The sequence below is a fragment of the Sphaerisporangium rubeum genome, from assembly GCF_014207705.1.
Taxonomy (GTDB): domain Bacteria; phylum Actinomycetota; class Actinomycetes; order Streptosporangiales; family Streptosporangiaceae; genus Sphaerisporangium; species Sphaerisporangium rubeum.
Genome location: NZ_JACHIU010000001.1, coordinates 3,511,885 through 3,532,030, shown reverse-complemented (window position 1 = coordinate 3,532,030; position 20,146 = coordinate 3,511,885). Strand labels below are relative to the sequence as shown.

Below are 20,146 nucleotides of genomic sequence, written 5' to 3'. Positions count from 1 at the left end.
GCGCGTCCTTCGACACGAACGACGGCGCGGCTCCAGGGGGAACCACGCCGTCGCACGCACTCCGTCGCGATCTAGAGGTACTGGCCGGTGTTGGCGACCGTGTCGATGGACCGCCCGGCTTCGGTGCCCTGCTTGCCCGACACCAGGGTGCGGATGTACACGATCCGCTCGCCCTTCTTGCCGGAGATGCGGGCCCAGTCGTCGGGGTTCGTGGTGTTCGGAAGGTCTTCGTTCTCGCTGAACTCGTCGACGCACGCGGCGAGCAGGTGCGCGATGCGAAGGCCCTTCTGCCCGGTCTCCAGGAACGCCTTGATGGCCATCTTCTTGCCCCGGTCGACGATGTTCTGGATCATCGCGCCGGAGTTGAAGTCCTTGAAGTACAGGACCTCCTTGTCGCCGTTGGCGTAGGTGACCTCCAGGAAGCGGTTCTCCTCGCTCTCGGTGTACATGCGCTCCACGACCCGCTGGATCATGCCGGCGACGGTCGCCTCACGCGAGGAGCTGTGCTCGCCGAGGTCCTCCTCGTGGAGCGGCAGCTCGGTGGTGATGTACTTCGAGAAGATGTCCTTGGCCGCCTCGGCGTCCGGCCGCTCGATCTTGATCTTGACGTCCAGGCGGCCGGGCCGCAGGATCGCCGGGTCGATCATGTCCTCGCGGTTGGACGCGCCGATGACGATGACGTTCTCCAGGCCCTCGACACCGTCGATCTCCGACAGCAGCTGAGGGACGATGGTGTTCTCGACGTCGGAGGAGACGCCGGAGCCGCGGGTGCGGAAGATCGAGTCCATCTCGTCGAAGAACACGATCACCGGGGTGCCCTCGGAGGCCTTCTCCCTCGCACGCTGGAAGACCAGGCGGATGTGCCGCTCGGTCTCGCCGACGTACTTGTTGAGCAGCTCGGGACCCTTGATGTTCAGGAAGAAGCTCTTGCCGGACTGACCGGTCTTCTCCGCGACCTGCTTGGCCAGGGAGTTGGCCACGGCCTTGGCGATGAGCGTCTTGCCGCAGCCGGGAGGGCCGTACAGCAGGACACCCTTCGGGGGACGCAGCTTGTGCTCGCGGAACAGGTCGGCGTGCAGGTAGGGCAGCTCGATGGCGTCCCTGATCTGCTCGATCTGCCGGGAGAGGCCGCCGATCTCCTCGTACGAGATGTCCGGCACCTCCTCCAGCACCAGCTCCTCGACCTCGGACTTCGGGATGCGCTCGTAGACGTATCCCGACCGGGGTTCGAGCAACAGCGAGTCGCCCGCTCTGATGGGCTGGTCAAGGAGCGACTCGGCAAGACGGACCACACGTTCCTCGTCGGCGTGCGAGATGACCAGCGCGCGCCGGCCGTCCTCAAGGAGCTCCTTGAGCATCACGATCTCGCCGACCGTCTCGTAGCCGAGCGCCTCGACCACGTTCAGCGCCTCGTTGAGCATGACCTCCTGGCCGTGCTTCAGCGAGTCGATGTCCACCGCCGGGCTGACGTTGACACGCAGCTTGCGGCCTCCGGTGAAGACCTCCACGGTTCCGTCCTCGCGCGCTTCGAGGAAGACACCGAAGCCGGACGGTGGCTGCGCCAGCCGGTCGACCTCCTCCTTGAGCGCGACGATCTGGTCCCTGGCCTCCTTGAGCGTGGCCACGAGCCGTTCGTTCTGGCCTGTGACCGCGGCCAGATTGGCCTGCAGCTCATGGAGACGTTCCTCCAGGACCCTGGCCTGCCGGGGAGACTCCGCGAGCTTGCGGCGCAAGGCGGTGATCTCCTCCTGGAGGAAGGAGACCTGAGTTGTGAGGTCTGCGACCTCTCGTTCGCGCTGTGCGGCTCTTGCCTCAGCGTCATCGCGAGCTGCCACAGTCACCTCCTTCCCAGTCGAGGGCGACTACTCAAGACCCTACCTATCTCGGGGGCATCCGTAACCTGGCCGGGGAGTGTTCGTGTCATTACATCCAGTGTTCAGCATTTAATGAGTTATTGATGCTTCATTGCTAGTAAGCAGATACCCATGCCGGTCTGTTCCCACGGCACAGGTTCGCACTTGGTTGATTCCAAAATGGACACGAGAGGTTACGGGAACTCAACTGCCTGACTCCTCCCCGTATGCACCCTTGGCCGGACGCCTGCGCCGCGGTGGCGGCGCCACGCCGTCCGCCATGCGACGTGACGTGACGAGGAACCCCGTGTGCCCCACCATGCGGTGGTCGGGCCGTACGGCGAGACCTTCGACATGCCAGTCGCGGACCAAGGTTTCCCACGAATGCGGCTCGGTGAAACTTCCGTGATCGCGGAGCGTCTCCACCGTGCGCGACAACTGCGTGGTCGTGGCGACATAACAGCAGATCACACCGCCTGGCGTGAGTGCCTTGGCCGCGGCGTCCACACACTCCCACGGCGCCAGCATGTCGAGGATCACACGGTCGACGTCGCTCTCGTCCAGCGAGGCGACGAAGTCCCCCACCACCACGCGCCACTGCGGCATGGGCCCACCGTAGAACTTCTCGACGTTCTTGCGCGCCACCTCGGCGAAGTCCTCACGCCGCTCGTAGGAGGTGAGCCTGCCCTCCAGTCCCACCGCGCGCAGCAGGAAGCAGCTGAGCGCACCGGAACCCACCCCGGCCTCCACGACCCGCGCGCCGGGGAACACGTCGGCCATCGCCACGATCTGCGCCGCGTCCTTGGGGTACACCACGGCCGCGCCGCGCGGCATCGACACCGCGTAGTCGCGCAGCAGGTGACGGAAGGCGAGGTAGGCCGTGCCGCCGGAGGAGCGCACCACCGTGCCCTCCGGCGCTCCGATCAGGTCGTCGTGCGGGATGGACCCCTTGTGGGTGTGGAAGACGCCACCCTCCTTCAACGTCACCGTGTGACGTTTGTCCTTGGGGTCGGTGAGCTGGACCTGATCGCCGGGCAGGAACGGCCCGTGCCTGCGGAAACCCATGCGGAAAGGCTATATCTGCCGGGGACCCGCCGGTGCCGCCGCGGGGCCGGCCGGAACCGGACACCGAGCCGCATACCGGGCCAGGTTTCGTGCCGGGTTCCGCACCGGTTCCGCGCCGGTTCCGTACCGGCTCCGCGCCGGCCGCCAGGGGTACCCCACAGGACGACTGGGGGACGAAGGCCTTGACGTGGGCCCCTTCCCCGTGGTTCCCGGACACCGAATACGGTTCGCCTCGCAGGGGTCGTTGCTGGTAGCTGTTAGGCGTGTTCCCCGAAGAAGTCATCGCCGCGGGCCACGTGGTGCTGCGGCCGTTCACCGAGGCGGACGTCCCCGCCATCGCGCGCGGGTGCGCCGACCCCGGCATCGCGCGCTTCGTGCCCCGCATCCCCGTGCCGTACACCGAGCAGGACGCGCGCGACTTCCTCGCGACCGTGCCGGGCCACTGGGAACGCGGCGGGCTGTGCCTCGCCATCGCCGGGTCCGGGGACGACGCGTGGCTCGGCACGGTGTCGCTCAAGCCGCCGGGGCCGCGCGGCGCGGTCGAGATCGGGTACCTGGTGGCGCCGTGGGCCCGGGGACGGGGGGTGGCGACGGCGGTGGTCCGCGCGCTCACCGAGTGGGCCTTCCGCCACGGCGTGCACCGGGTGGAGCTCGTCACCGACCTGGAGAACACCGCGAGCCAGCGCGTGGCGATGGCCGCGGGCTTCGAGCGCGAGGGTGTGCAGCGCGGCGCCTTCCCCCGCGCGGGCCGGCACGACGACGTCGCGGCCTTCGCGCGCCTCGCGACCGACCCCGGGGAACGGCAGATCTCGTACCTGCCCGATCTTCCCGGCGGTTTCCTGTCCGACGGCGTGGTGCGGCTCACCCCGCTGACCCTCGGCGACGCCGACGACTTCCAGGCCATGGCCTGTGACCCCGACGTGCTGAAGTACAGCGTCCCTCCCGAGCCGCCGGACCGCGAGGACACCCTGCGGCGCTGCCGGTACACCGCCACGTGGTGGCTGTCCGGCGAGCGCGCCGAGATGGCCGTCCGCGACGAGGCGACCGGCGCCTTCGCCGGCCACATCCAGCTGATGGCGGTCAACCCGGCCCTCGGCCAGGCCATGATCGGCTACAGCCTGGCTCCGGCGCACCGCGGCCGCGGCCTCATGACCCGCGCGGTCACCCTCCTCGTCGGCTGGGCCTTCACCGCCACCCCGCTCCACCGCGTCGTCGCCGGCACCGCCGTGGACAACCACGCCTCCCACCACGTCCTGGAGCGCGCCGGCTTCACCCGCGAAGCCCTCCTGAAGTCCCTGCTCCCCGGCCCTGACGGCACCCGCCACGACGACTACCAGTGGGTCCGCGTCCGCTCCGCCTGAGCCGCCGCCTCAGGTGATGGCGGCGGTGCGCGCACCGAGGAGGCGGACGAGGTCGTCCGGCCGGAGTTCCAGTTCCAGGCCGTGCCGGCCGCTGGCCAGATACACGGTGGGCTGCGAGGTGACGGCCGTGGCGACGTAGGCGGGGACGCGCAGGGGAAGGCCCAGAGGGCTGATGGTGCCGGTGCCGAGGCGGCTGAGGTCGGCGGCCGGGGCCAGGCGGGCCTCGCCGGCGCCGGCGGTCCGCGCCAACGCCTGAAGGTCGACGGTCTCGCTCACCGGGGCCACGGCCAGCACGACGTGGCCGTCGGCATACGCGAGCACGGCTTTGACCAGGCGTTCCGCCGGAACACCAAGGTCCGCGGCGATTTGCTCGCGGGATTTCCTCTGCGCAGGATCATAGGGGTATTTATGCCGATAAAAGGTGATACGGGAACGACGGAGCAGCTTCACGGCCAAAGGGTCGGGAACCCGGACGTGTGACGGCTCGCGGACCGGATCTCCCGCTGCGGCACGCCGATTTCGCAGCTCGCGGTATTTAGGGGTGTAGACGTACAAATAGTCGAGCAGTGCCTCGGCCAGCACCACCGCGTCGGCGGCGTCCTCGGCGCGCACCCGGCCGGCCCTGATGTGCGCCGCCTGGTTGCCGATCACCCGCAGTTCCTCGGCCCAGACCAGCAGCCTCCCCTCGATCAGCCCCCGTCGCCGCAGCTCACGCAGCGCCGCCGACAGCGGCACGGCCGTCACGCCGTGGTCGGCGCACACCCCTTCGAGCAGGCGCCGGACCGCGACCACGGCCGAGGAGTGGGCCCCCGCGCGCACGCACGCCTTGGCGTCCGCCAGCTCCGCGCGCAGGTGACCGGGAGGCTCGCCGCTCGCGGGACGGCCGGCCTCGGGCCACAGCACCCGCGCGGGACGCGGGGGGCCGTCCACGGCTTCCCCGTCGAAAGAGAACGGTTCCTCCGGGGCCAGCAAAAGCACGTGCATTCCGGCCTGGCAGACCGATAATGAATACGGGGCGAGTGAAGGAGGCAGAAAGGCGCGATGCGGGCCGTCCGGCTCGCACGCCAGGGTCTCGCGGCCACAACGCGGGCATTCCACCAGAAATCTGGCTCCCCAGCGTTCCACAGGCGGACGATAGACGATCCGCCGGAGCACGGACAAGAAGAACCCGGGAGGCGGCCATGGCGATCTGGCCGTTCGCGGGCCGCCAGGAGGACCTCGCACGGCTCGTGCGGCTGGCGCACGACGGCGCGGCGCGCGGCGTCGTCATCGCCGGGCCCGCCGGGGTCGGCAAGAGCAGGCTCGCGGCCGAGGTGCTGCGCACGTTCCACTCCCCCGCGCACGCCGTCATCCCCATCAGGGCCACCCGCGCGGCCGGCGGCATCCCGTACGGCGCGCTGGCCGGGCTGCTGCCGCCGAAGGCCCCCGACGGCCTTCTCAACCCGCTGCGCTGGGCCGCCGACGCGGTGCGCGGCCACGCGGCCGGCCGGCTGCCGGTGCTCGCGGTCGACGACGCGCACCTGCTGGACGGCGCCTCGGCCGCCGCCGTCCACCACCTGGTGGCCACCGGCGGCGCGCTGATCGTCGCGACCCTGCGCACCGGTGAGACCGCGCCGGACGGCGTCACCGCGCTCTGGCGGGACGGGAGAGCGGCGCGGGCCGACGTCGGGCCGCTGAGCGTGGACGACATCGCGGCGGTCCTCGCCGCCGCGCTCGGCGGCCGGCCCGACGACGCCACGGTGCGGCGGCTCGCCACCGCGTCCGAGGGGAACGCTCTGCTGCTGCACGAGCTGGTCGCCGCGGCCCGCGACGCCGGCCGGCTGCGTCCGGTGCGCGGCATGTGGCAGCTCACCGGTGAGCCGCCGCTGGCCCCCCGGTTGTCGGAGCTGGTGGGTGAGCGGGTCGCGGGACTGTCCCCTGAGGCGAGCGCGGTGCTGGAGCTGACCGCGTTCGCCGAGCCCATCGGCCTCGCCATGCTGACCGGCCTGTGCCCGCCGGAGGCCGTCGAGGAGGCCGAGCGGCGGGGCCTCGTGCGCCTGTCGCCGGACGGCAGGCGCATGACCGTGCGGCTCGGCCACCCTCTGTACGGCGAGGTGGCCCGCGCGGCCTGCCCGCCGCTGCGCCGCCGCAACCGGTACGCCGCGCTCGCCGCCGCGCTGGAGCGTGGCGGCACCCGGCGCGGCGACGACCTGCTGCGTCTCACGGTGTGGCGCCTGGAGAGCGGCGCCGCCGCCTCCCCCGGGCCGCTGATCTCGGCCTGCCGCCTCGCGTGGTCGGCGCACGACTACCCTCTCGCCATCCGCCTCGGCCGCGCCGCCGTGGCCGCCGGCGGCGGCGTCGACGCGGCCCTGCTGCTCGCCACCGTCCTCGACTACGCGCAGTACCCCGACGAGGCGCACGCCGTCCTCACCGAGGCCGAGGCGGCGTTCGGCGCTTCCGGCGCCGGTGGGAACGATCCGGAGGCCGGCGGACGGGGTGGCCTGGAGAGCGGCCACGCCGCGGTGGTCACACGGCTGGCGCTGGCACGGGCCGGGAACCTCGCCTGGGGCATGAACCGGCTGCGGGAGGCGCTTGAGCTGCTGGACAGGACCGAGTCGGCGGTGGCGGACCCGGCGGCGCGGCGGCGGATCGCGACGCGACGGCTCGACCTCACCGCGGGGGCCGCGAGGCCACGTGAGGCGCTGCGCCTCGGCACGGCGTTGCTGCGTGACACGCCGGACGGTCCCGGCCGCACGCAGACCCTGAAGTCGCAGGCCCTCGCGCTGTGCTACGCGGGACGTACCGGTGAGGCGATCGCCATGGCCCGCCAGGCGCTGGCCGACGCCGGGGCCTGGCAGGACGCGCTGCCGGCCATGGTGTCCCCGCTGCACTCGGCGTGGGCCATGGCGGCGCTGTTCGCCGGGGACCTCGCCTCCATGGAGGAGTCCGTCGCGTCCATGGAGGCCGCGGTGGCGGCGCAGCGGGGGTGGTCGCTCGGAGAGGGCAGCCTCGCGCTCGCCAAGGGGCAGCTCGCCACGGCGCGGGGCCAGGTGCAGACGGCGCTCGGGGTGCTGCACGACGCGGCGCACCATCCGACCGCGACCACCGTCGGCGGCTGCATGGGTGCGTACGCGTCCGCGCAGGCGCTGCTCGGGGACGCCTCGGGTGCGGAGAGCACGCTTGAGGAGGCGCTCGCGCGCAACCGCGCCACGTGGACCGGGTTCACGCGATGGGTGGCGCTGACCCGGGTGTGGATCGCCGCCGCCTACGGCGAGACGGGGGCCGCCGTGGAGCTCGCCCTGGAGTTCGCCGAGGAGTGCCGCGCGGCGGGGCTCCCCGGCTTCGAGTTCGTCGCGCTGCACGACGCGGTGCGTCTCGGCGGCGCGGCGCACGCCGCCGGCCGCCTCGCCGAGTTACCCGCCCTGCACGACGGGCCGCGTGTCACGCTGGCCCGCGACCACGCCGCGGCGGTCGTCGCCGGTGACGCCGAGGACCTGCTGGCCGTCGCGACCGGCTTCCAGGACCTCGGCATGATCCTCCACGCCGCGGAGGCCGCGGCCCAGGCGGCGGCACGCCTGCGCCGCGCCGGCCACACCCGCGCCGCGCTCGCCGCCACCACCCGCGCCTGGTCCCTGGCCCACCGCTGCGAAGGCGCACGCACCCCCGCGCTGCGCGGACTGGCGGCCCCCGACCTCACCCCTCGCCAGCTGGAGGTGGCGCAGCTCGCCGCGCAGAACTTCACCAACCGCGACATCGCCGACCGCCTGTTCCTGTCCGTCCGCACCGTCGCCAACCACCTCGGCGCCGTCTACGACCGCACCGGCGTCAACGACCGCACCGCGCTGCGCCAGTTCTTCGACCTCCCCGGCGCGGCGGGGAGACCCGCCGGCCGCTGAGCGGGCCGTCAGGCGACCGCGGCGCGCCAGGCGTCGGACAGCATGGCGGCGATGTCGACGTCACCGGTGCCGCTGCGTTCGGTGACGCGGGGACCCACGCGGACCTTCGCGGTGAACTCGTCACCGCGCGCACGCAGCCACATCTCCCACGACGGCGCGCCGCGCGGCCCACGGCCGATCGCGCGGCCCACGGTGTCCAGGCGCGCCACCGCGCCGCATCCGGGACAGGTGTATCCCTCCGGCACACGCCGGTCCTGCCGCGCGTACGGCCGTGACTCCTGCGATTCCATGGTCTTCGCCCCTTCGGCGGACGGGCCCCGGCGGGGGTGCCGTGGCGCGTCTCGCCGAACAAGAGCGCGAACAGGCGCCGGTGATACGTCAGTCGCCCGCGAACTTGGCGCGCAGACGCGCGAAGGCGGCGTCGGTGCCCTGGAGCGCGCGGTCGATGTCGGCGTCGGTGTGCGCGGCCGACAGGAACCAGTTGTGCCAGGGATGCAGGTACACGCCTTCCGCGAGGCACTGCTCGGACCAGTACATCGCCTTCTCCAGGGTGGCGTCTCCGGCGAACGACAGCCACGGGATCTGCACGGGGCCGGTCTGCGCGACCGTGAAGCCGTGCGCGGCGGCCTGTGCGGCGAGCCCGTCACGCAGGCGGGTCCCGGCGCGTTCCATGAGCGCGGGGCCGTCGATGTCGCGCAGCGTCTCGATGGTGGCCTTGGCGGCGGCCATAGGGACGGCGGAGAACCAGAACGAGCCGGTGGAGTACAGCGTCTGCGCGGGGCCGCGCAGCGCGTCGGCGCCGGTGACGGCCGCGATGGCGTAGCCGTTGGCCATGGCCTTGCTCCACGCCGTCAGGTCCGGACGCACGCCGAGCGACTCCCACGAGCCGCGCAGGTCCAGGCGGAACCCGGCCCGCACGTCGTCGATGACGAGCGCCGCGCCGAGCCGGTCGGCGAGCGCGCGCAGGCCGCGGGCGAACGCGGGGTCGGCGGGCTCCTGGTCCTCGAACGAGTCGTGCTTGAACGGGGTGACGATGATCGCGGCGACGTCGTCGCCGGCCTGCGCGGCGGCGGCCTCGGCGCTCGCCAGGTCGTTGTAGGTGAACTCGACCAGGTCGGCGCGGTCGCTCGCCGTGGTGCCGGCGGGGCTCGGCGTGCACCAGGGGTCGGCGCCGTGGTAGGCGCCGTGCGCGACGAGCACCGTGGCGCGGCCGGTGGCGGCGCGGGCCACCATCAGGGCCTGGGTCGTGGCGTCGGTGCCGTTCTTGGAGAACATCACCCAGTCGGCCGAGGGGATCATGTCGACCATCAGTTCGGCGAGTTCCACCATGACGGGGCCAGGACCGTTGAGGCAGTCGCCGTCGGCCCGCTGCGCGGCGGCGGCCGCCTCGACCGCGGGGTGCCGGTGGCCGAGGACGACCGGGCCCCAGCTGCACATCAGGTCGACGTACTCGCGGCCGTCGGCGTCCCACTGGCGGCAGCCGTCGCCGCGCACGAAGAACTGGGGGTAGCCGGGGGCGAAGATCGCGGCGTTGAGATGGCCGTACATGCCACCCGGCACGACCTTGGCGGCCCGCTCCCGCAGGGATGCGTCGTCGGACATCAGATCAGATCCTTTCGAACGAGCCGATGGTCAGGCCGTCCAGCCCGGCGTCGGAGCCGAGCCCTCCGGCCACGCGGGCCGCGACGGCGGTGCCGAGGCGAGCGGCGGCGAGCACGTCCCTGCCGTCCAGCAGCCCGGCGATGAACCCGGCGCAGTACGCGTCGCCGCAGCCGGTGGTGTCCACGACCGGCACGTCCAGCGCGGGGACCCGCGTGACGCCGTCCGCGGTGGCGACCAGGCTGCCGTCGCCGCCGAGGGTGACGACCACCGAGGTGAGGCCCTCGGCGAGCAGCGCGACGGCCGCCGCCTCGGGGTCGGCGGCGCCGGTCATCAGCAGGGCCTGCTCCTCGTTCGGCAGGAAGTGGTCGGCGTACGGCAGGAAGGCGCGGGCCCCCGGCATCAGCTCCGGCATGTTGGACAGCAGGTCGAGCGTGACCACGGTGCCTCCCGCGCGCGCGGCGCGCAGCGTCTCGTGGAAGACCGGGTCGTGCAGCCCCCAGGTCACGTCCATGCCACCGAGATGCACGACCCGCGCGCCGATGATCACCGCCGGGTCCACGTCGGCCGTGGACAGTCCGAGGTTGGCCCCCGGCACGTGGAACGACGGCCGGCCGCCGTCCGGCCGGATCGGCAGGATGGACGCGGCCGTCTGCTCGCCGGCCTTGCGCACGACGCCGCCGGCGTCCACGCCGTGCCGTCCCATGACCATGACGAGCAGGTCGCCGAGCTCGTCGTCGCCGACGGCGCCGACGGAGGCGACCGGGACGCCGAGCTTGGCGAGGTCCACGGCGGTGGCCGCCGCCGCGCCTGCCGCGGTGACCCTGATCTGCTCCAGCAGGTGGGTGTCCTGGCCCGCCGGGATGGACTCCACGGGCCTGGCCAGGACGTCGACGATGTGAGCGCCGACGGTGACGACGGACATTGCGGCGACCCTTCACGTTCGGAGGAAGTGGCCGGATAATAGACGGGCGACCGACTAAAATGTCAAGCCTTCTGACGAGGAGGGTGGATGCCGAAGATCGTCGACCATGAGGAGCGGCGCGCCGAGGTGGTGGCCGCCGCACGCCGGGTGATCCTGCGCGACGGCATCGAAGGCGCCACCACCCGGGCCATCGCCAAGGAGGCCGGCTACTCCAACGGAGTCCTGACCCACTACTTCGCCGACAAGGACGACATCCTGCTCGCGGCCCTGCGCACCTCGCACCGGCGCATCGTGACCCGCCTGAAGGACAAACTCTCCGGCCGTACCGGCCTCGCGGCCCTGCGCGAACTTCTCATGGACAACCTCCCGCTCGACGCCGAGCGCGCCGGGGAGACCGCACTGGAGGTCGGTTTCTGGGGCCGCAGCCTCGCCGGCGGCACCCTCCTCGACGTCCAGCGCGAGGAGGCCGCCGAACTGCGTCACCTGGTGCGGTCGCTCCTCGGCGCCGCCGCCTCGGCCGGCGAGATCGCCGTGCACGAGGACCTCGACGACGTCACCGAGCGCCTGCTGGCCCTGGTGGACGGTCTCAGCCTGCACCGCCTGCTGTACCCCGACCGCCTGCCGCCTGAGACACTGGCCCGGCTGATGACGGCCGAGCTCGACCGGCTCGGATCCCGGGAAGGACCGCGATGAGACTCGCCGAGGAACGCGCCGCGCTGTGCGCCACCGGCCGCCGGATGGTCGAGACCGGCCTGGTCCTCGGCACGGCCGGAAACCTCAGCATCCGGTCCGGCGACCTGGTGGCCGTGTCCCCCGGCGGGGTCGCGCTGGACGAACTGACTCCGGCCGACTGCCCCGTGCTGGACCTCTCCGGCGAGACCGTGGAACCCTCCCGGGCCCCCTCCTCGGAGACCCCCATGCACCTGGCGATCTACCGGAGCACCCCCGCTCAGGCCGTCGTGCACACCCACTCGTCGTACGCCGTGGTCGTCTCCGCCACCCACACCGAACTCCCCCCCGTCCACTACAACGCGCTGCTCCTGGGCGGCGTGGTCCGCGTGGCCCCGTACGCCACCTACGGCACCCCCGAACTCGCCGCTCATGTGATCGCCGCCCTGGAGGGCCGCCAGGCCGCCCTGATGCAGAACCATGGCGCCGTCGCCATCGGCCCCGGCCTGGCGGAGGCCCTCGCCGGCGCACGCCTCCTGGAGTGGCTGTGCCAGGTGTACGTCCAGGCCAAGACCATCGGCGAACCCCGCGTCCTGTCCGAGGACGAACTCGTCGCCGTCATCGGCCGCGCACTCCAGGGCCACGAGACAGGCACCCGCTGGGGTCTCACCTCGTCCCCGCCTCCTGAGAGCCGCGGATAGCCTCCCGGTTCCGCACCGCACGACGGCGCCGGCTTCACCGTACGGCGTCCCCCGCGCCGGCGCCGGAAAGACGGGTCGACGTCGAGCGCTGGTGGCCACGACGGGTGGGGTGGTCAGGTGGAGAGGCGGTAGAGGTCGTTGGCCAGGGTGTGGGCGGTGGGGCGGGTGGGGGGTGGGGAGAGGCAGGTGGTGAGGAGGGTGGTCAGGTCGTCGGGGAGGTCGGGGTTGAGGGACGGGGCGGTGCTGTAGATCTTGCGGAGGGTGAGGAGGGGGTCGGTGGCGGGGAGAGGGCCGTAGAGGCCCTCGCCGGTGAGGGACCAGTGGAGGGTGGCGGCGAGGGACCAGACGTCGCCGGCGGGGGACGGCTTCTCACCCTGGAGGATGGCGGGGTCGGTGAACTCGGCGGAGGCCAGGCCGCCCATGCCGGTGACGGTGGCGCCGGGGGTGAGGACCTGCGACAGGCCGAGGTCGGCGAGCTTGCCGCCGTCCTCGGTGAGCAGGACGTTGCCGGGGCTGATGTCACGGTGCACGATGCCCTCCTCGTGGAGGGCCTGCGCGGCGCGCGCGGCACAGGCGACGGCGCGCATCACGTGCCGCCTGGTCGGCTGCTCGGCGGGGTCCGACAGGGGGCCGCCGGGGATGTACTCCATCGAGTAGTAGAACACCCCGCCCTGCTGGCCCGCGTCGTACAGCGTCACGAGGAACGGTGAGCGCACCCGCGCGAACGCCTTCAACTCGCGTGTGGCGCGCCGGAACGCGTCCTCCCCGGTGCCGCCGACGACCTTGACCACCACGTGGTCGGCCGGCACCGGCAGGCGCGCGGGCCGGCGCGCCAGGAAGAAGTCCCCATGGTTCCCGGCGCCGAGCGGCCGGACGAACTCGTAGTCGGCGATGCCGTCCACCTGTGTGTTCCCCTCCTCGTGGCGGCCCCGTCCGCCGGTCACGTCGCGCCGCCCGCCTTGGTCGCGATAACGTCGCGTTGACCATTATCGGGGGTCGTGATCTAACTTTCCTCACCAACGGGACGATGTCCGATGCTGCGTGTCGATGTACTGCTTCTCGACCTTGTCATCGTGCTGGGGGCGGCCCGCCTGCTCGGGTTCCTGGCGCGCAAGGTGGGGCAGCCCCCCGTGATCGGCGAGATCGTCGCCGGCATCCTGCTCGGCCCGACCCTCCTCGGGCCGTGGCTCGGCGGCGAGTTGTTCGGGCCGGACATCCGGCCGGCGTTGTCGGCACTGGCCGACGTGGGCCTTGTGCTGTTCATGTTCGTGGTGGGTCTGGAGCTGGACCAGAAGCTCGTGCGCGGCAAGGGCAAGGCGGCGGCGTCCATCGCGCTCGGGTCCAGCGGGGTGCCGTTCGTGCTCGGTGTGGTGCTGGCGCTGTTCCTGGTGGGTGACCACGCCGAGGAGGGCAAGTCCCTGCCGTTCGTGCTGTTCCTCGGCGCCGCCATGGCGGCCACCGCGTTCCCGGTGCTGGCGCGCATCCTCACCGACAGGAAGCTGCACCGCACCACCTTGGGGGGCTTGGCGCTGGCCTCCGCCGCGGTGATCGACGTGCTGGCGTGGACGGTGCTGGCCGTGGTGGTGGCCATCGCGGGTGCCGGGGAGAGCACCTCGCAGTGGCAGGTGCTGCTGGCGGTGCCGTACGCGGCGGTGATGTTCCTGGTGGTACGGCCGCTGCTGGCGCGGCTCGTGCCGGCCTTCGAGCGGGCCGGGAGGCTCACCCCCGGTCTGCTGTCGGTGGTGCTGATCGGGTTGTTCGCCTCGGCGTGGGTCACCGAGTGGATGCATGTCCACTTCATCTTCGGCGCGTTCCTGTTCGGCGCCGTGATGCCGAGGGAAGGCGCCGACCACCTGAACCACCAGATCCTGGAACGGCTGGAGCAGCTCGCGGTCCTGCTGCTGCTGCCGATGTTCTTCGTGGTGTCCGGCATGAACGTCAACCTGCGCACGCTGACCGTGTCCAGCCTGTGGGTGCTGCTCGCCATCCTCGCCGTCGCGATCGGCGGCAAGCTCGCCGGGTCCTACCTCGGCGCGCGGCTGCAGCGCGTGCCGGGACGGCAGGCGTCCGCGCTGGCGGTGCTGCTGAACACCCGCGGGCTGACCGAGATCGTCATCTTGACCGTCGGTCTGCAGAAGGGTGTGCTGAGTCCCGAGCTGTTCTCACTGATGGTGCTGATGGCGCTGCTCACCACGGCGCTGACCGCGCCGCTGCTGAAGTGGGTCTACCCCGACCGGCGCATCGCCAGGGACATCGCCGACGCCGAGCGTGTCGCGCTCGGCACCCCCGACTCGTACCGGGTGCTCACCGTGGTGCCGGGAGAACCGGCCGCCTCCGCGCCGCTCGCGGGGCTGGCGGCGGCGCTGGCGGCGGCGCGCGCGCCGTCGGAGGTCGTGCTCGGCCACCTGCGGCCGTACCCGCAGGGACGCCTGGAGGTCGGCATCGGGCTGTGGTCGGAGCTGACCGAGATGACCGAGGCGCTCGGCGGCCTGGAGGTGATGGCCGCCAAGGTGCGTGAGCGGGGTGTCGAGGCCCGGGTGGTGACCCGGTTCTCCGCGGACGTCCCCGCCGAGCTCCCCGGCATGGTGGAGAGCGCGAGCCCCGCCCTGGTGCTGGTCCCCGAGGACGCACCCGGACGCGAGTCCCTGCTCGGCGACGCCACCGGCCGGGTGATCACGGTACGGCCCGGCGCGTACGAGGCGCTGGACGGCGCGGGGCCGGTCGCGGTGCTGAACGGCCCGGGTGACGCGGCGGCGCACGTGGCCCTGCAACTGGCCCTCGCCACCGGCCGTCCGCTCGTGGTGCTCAGCCGGGGCCGCGGGTTGTCCTTGGCGCAGCGGCTGTCGAAGCTCGGCGTGGACGTCACCTCGGCGGTCGAGGCCCCGGCGGACGCGCTGCTGGTGGCCCCCGACGACGGAACGGCGCCGGCCGGCGCGCACCTGCTGGTGCGGGCCGAGCAGGACGCCGACCCGGTCGACTGGGAGTCCGCCGTCCCTGCCCGCGAGCGGACCTCCTGACGGCTCAGGGGCGTCCGGCGGACCGGACGCCCCTAACCGGTCAGGCGTTGCGGTGGGACTCGTACCGCATGGTGCGTGACACGCCGATGCGGACCGTGGTGCCGGGCAGGACCGGCACCGGCTCGTTGGCGGGGATGTCGTAGAAGTTCGGGTCGCCGGGGGGCTGCACCTGGGTGCCGTTGACCGAACCGAGGTCGATCAGGTTGACGTCCCAGCCGTCCAGGCGGACCCGGAGGTGGCGGCGGGACACCGACCCGTCGGGGCTGGTGACCCTGGCGGGCCGGGCCTCGCCCGAGGTCACCTCGGGTGCGCGCTCGGGGTCACGGCCGAGCAGGTAGTCGGTCTCCAGGTTCAGTGTCATGCCGTCGTCGAGGAGCAGCACACCGAGCGGCGGCCGCTCCCCCTTGTACGGCACCAGGGTGCGCTGCACCAAGGCGATGCCGCAGACGGCGCAGTACGGCACCCGGGGGTCGTTGAAGTGGTCGTTCTTGCAGTCGACGCCGTACACCATGGGACGGCTCGGCGGCTCGGGTGCCTGGCCGAGCTCGGTGGGCTCCAGGATCGACTCGGGCTCGCCGTCGTCGCCGGGCTGGTCGATGAGCAGGAACGACTCGAAGGGAGGCTGTTCCCCCTGCCGGTCGCCCTGACCTCCGGCGCCGCCGGAGGCCGGCGTCCCTCCGGGGTCGGTGTGCACGGGGCCGTGGTCGTACTCCGGCGGCGCCATGGGTCCGGAGGCGGGTGCCTGGTGGCCGGAGGGTTCGGCGGGACGCGGGTCGGGTGCGGGCCGCGGCTCGTAGTCCGGCGGCGCCATGTGGCCGGAGGGGGGTCCGACCGGCTGGGGACCCGAGGTGTAAGGCGCGGGACCCTGCGGCCCCGAGGGGTACGGCGCGGGGCCGGGGCCCTGCGGCCCGGTGCCGGGTCCGCCGTGCGGCGCCGGCCCCGGACCGTGGCCGGCGCCGGGGTGCGGCGCCGGTACCGGAGCGGAACCCATGCCTGGGTGGCCCTGAGGAGCGTGGACCGGAGCGGGACCCGGGCCTTGCTGCGGCGGCCCGGCCTGGTGCTGCGGCGGCCCCGCCTGGTGCGGCGGGGGGCCGGACTGGTGGTGCGGCGCGGGCCCGGCGGCGCGGGTGGCGTGCGCCGGGCCGGCGGACATCGGGGCGCCTGAGGCGTCGTAGTCGCACACGACGCCGCCGCCGGACACCACGCCGGCGTCGAGGCGCGCGCGGGGGAACGGCTGTCCCGCGCCTGGCAGGCGCAGCTCCACCCGTGACACCGGGCCGCGCACCATGCGGTCGGTCCAGGTCAGCGCGTCGGTGCCGTCGAGGCGCAACTCCCCGCCAGGCCCGGCCGCCATGGCCTGCGCGGCCCCGCTGACCAGCACGGCCACGCCGTCACCGACGCGGCCGGCCAAGGCGCAGGCGATCGGCTCGGCCGTCATCGACCGCGCGAGGACCTGTGCGGCGCGGCGGGCCAGTGCCCGGCCGTCCCCACCTGTCGCCGCGGTCTCCTCGACCGCGGCGACCAACTCCTCGGCGACGGCTCCGGCCGCGTCGCACACCAGCAGCAGGCCGCCCACATGGGCGATCAGCCCGTCGCCGGGTAGCGGACGCACCACACCCACGCCTTGCTCCGTCACAGAACTCTCCCTCCACGGAACCGCCACCGGATGAACGGCACCCGCATGGGGCCGTTGGCCACGAGCCACACGGCGATCCAGACCAGGATGAACTGTGTCCAGAACACGGAGGCGGGCGGGGCCGGATCGATGATGCCGATGGCACCGGACCGTAGCAAAAAGAACAGCAGAAGTCCTTCCGGCACAAGCGTCAGCAATCCGAACGACGTCGGCCAGTCCTTCTCCCACCGGAACTGCATGAGGAAGTGATAGAGGAACTCCCACCCCACGCCGAGCACGCCGACCAGCAGCACGACCAGCAGGCCCGTGCCGAGGTCCGCGCCGAGCAGCGGAACGATGATCAGGGTGACCAGCACGCCGACGGTGGCGAGCAGGAAAAGCCGCGTCTGGATGCGGCCGAACAGGGTCGGGACCACGGTCGTCTCCTTAGACGGGCTTGTTGCGAGCCCACTTGAGCCACTGGGACGTGGAGCGCGCCGGCCCCATGGCCCGGCAGAAGCCGCGCCTCGCCAGGTCGTCGGCGATCTCCTGCGCGGCGATCTGCAGGCCGAGGAAGGTGTCCACACCGGGGAAGTAGCCGCCGAGCGTGGCCGAGCCCGACGCGTACAGCGCTCCGTCGCCGCTGGCCGTTCCCTTGATCTCGAAGTGCCGCTCGACCTCCAGCCGGCCCACCGGGTTGCGGTAGGCGCCGCCGTGCTTCAGCAGATCGTCGAAGATCCGGTGCTCGGCGATGTCGGCCTCAAGGCCCGTGCAGTCGATGATGTAGTCCGACACCGGCTCACGGATGGTGCCGTCGCCGCTGCGCACATGGCTCAGCAGCTTGCCGTCCGCGGTGGGCTCGACCTTCTCCACGACACCCTGCACGGCGTGGTAATAGCCGCCGCCGCGGCCGGCGCGCATCTGCTCCTGCCAGCGCCGCCGCCTGGGGGTGTTGGTGCCCCCCATCTCCTTGTATTTCTTGGCGCGGTCGGCGCCCTCCAGCCGGCGCATCTCGGCCTTGAGCTGCCCTCCCCACACCGACTTGGGGTAGTTGAAGCCCTGGTAGGCCCAGCCGTCGCCGCCGCGGCGCCGCATCCAGATGTGCGGGCCGTGCGACCCGCTGACGAACGTGCGGAAGATGTGGATGATCTGCGTCCGCAGGCCGAACCGCTCACGGTCGTCGAAGAGCCGCTGCAGGACCCGGGACGCGACGATGCCGCCGCCGCGGATCACGACGGTGCCCGGCCGGGTCTTCAGGAACTCGTAGACCTGCTCGTGCGGCTCGTAGGCGTTGACGACGTGCTGGTAGTCGCCGTACTTCTGGCGGAACTCCTGCAGGTCGGGCAGGAACTTAAGGCCGGGGTAGCCGATGGCGATGTGCGTGAAGCGCGAACGGAACACGATGCGCTTGGTGGCCGCCGCGCCTTCCGGCGGCGTCACCACCGTGAAGTAGCCGCCACCTTGCCTGCGGCGCACCATGCGGACCTGACCCTTGACCAGCATGTCCCAGTAGTTGATGCGCCGTGCCTCACGTTCGAGGTTCTGGAACACCGTGCCGGCCCGTGGCGTCCAGTAGTCGTTGAGTATGGGCTCGGTGAGCAGCTGCCAGAGGTAGGAGATCTTCTTCTCCCGCCAGGCCTCCTCCAGCCCGTACGACGGGAAGCCCCAGAGGTTGTCGGGCCTGGAGGCGGAGTCGGAGCGGATGCGCTCATGTCTCGGGATCTGCGAGCACCTCGTGAGGAACTCGTAGGTCTGCCAGGGGTGGTCGATGTTGGAGACGACCCGCATCTGCGAGGTCGGTACCCCGTAGATCCTCAGGTAGTCCAGCGTGACGAACGATCCGATGCCCCCGCCGATGGTCAGGAAGGGGATGTCGTAGATCGGGATTCCGGCCGCGGCGACCATCTGGTCGGTCCACTGCGGGGCGGCCAGCAGCTCCGGCGTCAGGTCGCCGTGCGCCGGGGGTGTTTGTGGCGTGGCCAATGCGAACGTTCCTACTCTGCGAAGCCGTGATCGGCGTGATCGGAACAGTAGTCTCGGCACGCGCCGCTGACGAGTGGGACAAAGAGCCCGAACTCTCCCCCGCGTCCCGCCCCCGGCGCATGTGCCACTGATCAGACGCCTGATCCGGCCGGTGAGTTGGCCGAGTCGCCGGTCCCGGCCATTACGGATCCGTGACATACGGCCGCCGCCGGAGCCGTGCGGCCGGCCGGCCGGGACGATCGGCCGGGACGATCGGGCTCAGACGCCGCTGAACACCCGGTTGACGTCCGCGGTGACCAGCACGCCGTAGACGCCGCCGCCGTCGCGCTCCACGAGGAGGTACTCCCCCGACGGTGCGCCTCGCATGGCGTCGATCAGGGCCTCACCGGACAGGTCGGCGGGGAGCACCAGGGAGGGCTCCAGGGTGCGGGCCAGCGACCCGACGGTCACCCAGGGCCGCCGCTGCTCGGGGGTCGCCGTCACCGCGGCCTCGTTGACGATGGCGATGGGGTCGCCCTCGTGGTCGACCACCACCATGGCACCCGCCTGGGCCTGCTCCCTGCGGCGCAGCGCCTCGGCCAGCGGCACCTCGGGGGTCACGGGGATGGCGCGCCTCGCCAGCGCGCGGGCCTGGAGCTGCGGCATGCGCGCACGCACCCGGGCCACCCGCAGCGACTGGCTGGCGCCGATCCAGATGAAGGACGCCAGCAGCACCGACCACAGCAGCAGACTCCAGCTCGTGCCCTGGCCGGTCATGGCCGGCGCGGCGAGCGCGTACAGGACCAGGACGACGGCGAGGCCGCGGCCGAACCACGCGGCGGCCAGCGTGCCCTTGCCGCTGTCGCGAGTGAGCTTCCACACCCCGGCGCGCAGCATGCGGCCGCCGTCCAGCGGGAGGCCCGGCAGCATGTTGAACACCCCGACGATCAGGTTGGAGATCCACAGCTGCCACACCAGCACGTGCGGGATGGTCCCCACGGGGAACAGGTCGCTGGCGAAGAAGCCCACGGCGGCGAGCCCGAGGGACAGCAGCGGCCCCGCGAACGCCACGGAGAACTCCCGCGCCGGCGTCTCGGGCTCACGCTCGATCTCGGAGACGCCACCCAGCAGGTACAGCGTGATGCGCTTCACCGGCAGCCCGAAGTAGCGCGCCACCACGCAGTGCGCCAGCTCGTGCAGCAGCACCGAGACGTACAGGAAGACGGCGAACACGAAGGCCACGAGGTAGGTGACCAGGGTGTCCCGGTCAGGCAGCTCCATGGCCACCATGGGCTGGAAGGTGTACGTGATGAACGCCGCGACGATCAGCCAGGTGGGTGAGACGTAGACGGGGATGCCGAACGGCCGCCCCATGCGCAGCCCCGGGGACTCCGGCCGTTGCGGGCTCTGGGTGCTCATGATGGTGTGTGTTCCTCCTTGTGCTCGATGCTACGCGCTGGAAGCCCGTGATCAGCGGTCCGGGACCGAGGCGAAGTGTCGGCGC

At 72.3% G+C, this 20,146-nt stretch carries 16 protein-coding genes; 5 read left to right on the top strand and 11 right to left on the bottom strand.

Annotation, left to right across the window (positions count from 1 at the left end):
- Positions 1–71 precede the first annotated feature (71 nt).
- On the bottom strand, positions 72–1,835 hold the full coding sequence (gene arc / locus BJ992_RS15220) for a proteasome ATPase (RefSeq protein ID WP_184981508.1): 1,764 nt from the start codon (positions 1,833–1,835) through the stop codon (positions 72–74).
- 222 nt (positions 1,836–2,057) lie between these two features.
- Positions 2,058–2,918, bottom strand: coding sequence for a tRNA (adenine-N1)-methyltransferase (locus BJ992_RS15215; protein ID WP_184981506.1), 861 nt, complete (start codon positions 2,916–2,918; stop codon positions 2,058–2,060).
- A 263-nt stretch (positions 2,919–3,181) separates the two neighbouring features.
- On the opposite strand from BJ992_RS15215, the gene BJ992_RS15210 reads away from it, so the two are divergent.
- Positions 3,182–4,279, top strand: coding sequence for a GNAT family N-acetyltransferase (locus BJ992_RS15210; protein WP_343072670.1), 1,098 nt, complete (start codon positions 3,182–3,184; stop codon positions 4,277–4,279).
- Positions 4,280–4,288: 9 nt separating this feature from the next.
- On the opposite strand, the gene BJ992_RS15205 is transcribed toward BJ992_RS15210, so the two are convergent.
- Positions 4,289–5,257 carry a YbaK/EbsC family protein gene (locus tag BJ992_RS15205; RefSeq protein WP_184981504.1) on the bottom strand — a complete coding sequence of 323 codons (969 nt, stop codon included), beginning with the start codon at positions 5,255–5,257 and terminating at the stop codon, positions 4,289–4,291.
- Positions 5,258–5,460: 203 nt separating this feature from the next.
- Between BJ992_RS15205 and BJ992_RS15200 the strand changes: the two genes are divergently transcribed.
- Entirely contained in the window at positions 5,461–8,154 is a 2,694-nt protein-coding gene (locus tag BJ992_RS15200; RefSeq protein ID WP_184981502.1) for a LuxR C-terminal-related transcriptional regulator, read from the top strand.
- 8 nt (positions 8,155–8,162) lie between these two features.
- On the opposite strand, the gene BJ992_RS15195 is transcribed toward BJ992_RS15200, so the two are convergent.
- The 3 genes from BJ992_RS15195 to BJ992_RS15185 form a co-directional block, all read right to left on the bottom strand.
- Positions 8,163–8,444 (bottom strand): hypothetical protein, encoded by a 282-nt coding sequence (locus tag BJ992_RS15195; RefSeq protein WP_184981500.1) that lies wholly within the window; start codon positions 8,442–8,444, stop codon positions 8,163–8,165.
- Between the two features lie 88 nt (positions 8,445–8,532).
- Complete coding sequence (locus BJ992_RS15190; RefSeq protein WP_184981498.1) at positions 8,533–9,756, bottom strand: aminotransferase class III-fold pyridoxal phosphate-dependent enzyme; 1,224 nt, start codon at positions 9,754–9,756, stop codon at positions 8,533–8,535.
- A gap of 4 nt (positions 9,757–9,760) precedes the next feature.
- Positions 9,761–10,678, bottom strand: coding sequence for a carbohydrate kinase family protein (locus tag BJ992_RS15185; protein ID WP_184981496.1), 918 nt, complete (start codon positions 10,676–10,678; stop codon positions 9,761–9,763).
- 87 nt (positions 10,679–10,765) lie between these two features.
- Here BJ992_RS15185 and BJ992_RS15180 point away from each other — a divergent pair, with 87 nt between their 5' ends.
- Both BJ992_RS15180 and BJ992_RS15175 read left to right on the top strand, forming a co-directional pair.
- Positions 10,766–11,371: a TetR/AcrR family transcriptional regulator gene (locus BJ992_RS15180; protein WP_184981494.1), complete on the top strand. Its 606-nt coding sequence runs from the start codon at positions 10,766–10,768 to the stop codon at positions 11,369–11,371.
- Complete coding sequence (locus BJ992_RS15175) at positions 11,368–12,048, top strand: class II aldolase/adducin family protein (protein WP_184981492.1); 681 nt, start codon at positions 11,368–11,370, stop codon at positions 12,046–12,048. The genes BJ992_RS15180 and BJ992_RS15175 overlap by 4 nt, the downstream gene beginning before the upstream one ends.
- Positions 12,049–12,161: 113 nt before the next feature.
- On the opposite strand, the gene BJ992_RS15170 is transcribed toward BJ992_RS15175, so the two are convergent.
- Positions 12,162–12,992, bottom strand: a complete 831-nt coding sequence (locus BJ992_RS15170) for a protein kinase domain-containing protein (RefSeq protein WP_343072669.1) — start codon at positions 12,990–12,992, stop codon at positions 12,162–12,164.
- A 90-nt stretch (positions 12,993–13,082) separates the two neighbouring features.
- Here BJ992_RS15170 and BJ992_RS15165 point away from each other — a divergent pair, with 90 nt between their 5' ends.
- Positions 13,083–15,065, top strand: coding sequence for a cation:proton antiporter domain-containing protein (locus BJ992_RS15165; protein WP_184981490.1), 1,983 nt, complete (start codon positions 13,083–13,085; stop codon positions 15,063–15,065).
- Between the two features lie 40 nt (positions 15,066–15,105).
- Here BJ992_RS15165 and BJ992_RS15160 read toward each other — a convergent pair whose 3' ends face one another.
- The 4 genes from BJ992_RS15160 to BJ992_RS15145 form a co-directional block, all read right to left on the bottom strand.
- Entirely contained in the window at positions 15,106–16,701 is a 1,596-nt protein-coding gene (locus tag BJ992_RS15160; RefSeq protein WP_184981488.1) for an FHA domain-containing protein, read from the bottom strand.
- A complete protein-coding gene (locus tag BJ992_RS15155; protein WP_184981486.1) occupies positions 16,698–17,117 on the bottom strand; it encodes a hypothetical protein in 420 nt (139 codons plus the stop codon). The genes BJ992_RS15160 and BJ992_RS15155 overlap by 4 nt, the downstream gene beginning before the upstream one ends.
- A gap of 10 nt (positions 17,118–17,127) precedes the next feature.
- Positions 17,128–18,663: a hypothetical protein gene (locus BJ992_RS15150; protein ID WP_184981484.1), complete on the bottom strand. Its 1,536-nt coding sequence runs from the start codon at positions 18,661–18,663 to the stop codon at positions 17,128–17,130.
- A gap of 258 nt (positions 18,664–18,921) precedes the next feature.
- Positions 18,922–20,061, bottom strand: coding sequence for a site-2 protease family protein (locus tag BJ992_RS15145; protein ID WP_246496648.1), 1,140 nt, complete (start codon positions 20,059–20,061; stop codon positions 18,922–18,924).
- Positions 20,062–20,146: the final 85 nt, after the last annotated feature.

Coding starts and splice junctions, on each gene's coding strand:
- BJ992_RS15190 (WP_184981498.1), bottom strand. CDS start 9,756: ATGTCCGACGACGCATCCCTGCGGGAGCGGGCCGCCAAGGTCGTGCCG.
- BJ992_RS15175 (WP_184981492.1), top strand. CDS start 11,368: ATGAGACTCGCCGAGGAACGCGCCGCGCTGTGCGCCACCGGCCGCCGG.
- BJ992_RS15145 (WP_246496648.1), bottom strand. CDS start 20,061: ATGAGCACCCAGAGCCCGCAACGGCCGGAGTCCCCGGGGCTGCGCATG.
- BJ992_RS15195 (WP_184981500.1), bottom strand. CDS start 8,444: ATGGAATCGCAGGAGTCACGGCCGTACGCGCGGCAGGACCGGCGTGTG.
- BJ992_RS15165 (WP_184981490.1), top strand. CDS start 13,083: ATGCTGCGTGTCGATGTACTGCTTCTCGACCTTGTCATCGTGCTGGGG.
- BJ992_RS15180 (WP_184981494.1), top strand. CDS start 10,766: ATGCCGAAGATCGTCGACCATGAGGAGCGGCGCGCCGAGGTGGTGGCC.
- BJ992_RS15215 (WP_184981506.1), bottom strand. CDS start 2,918: ATGGGTTTCCGCAGGCACGGGCCGTTCCTGCCCGGCGATCAGGTCCAG.
- BJ992_RS15200 (WP_184981502.1), top strand. CDS start 5,461: ATGGCGATCTGGCCGTTCGCGGGCCGCCAGGAGGACCTCGCACGGCTC.
- BJ992_RS15185 (WP_184981496.1), bottom strand. CDS start 10,678: ATGTCCGTCGTCACCGTCGGCGCTCACATCGTCGACGTCCTGGCCAGG.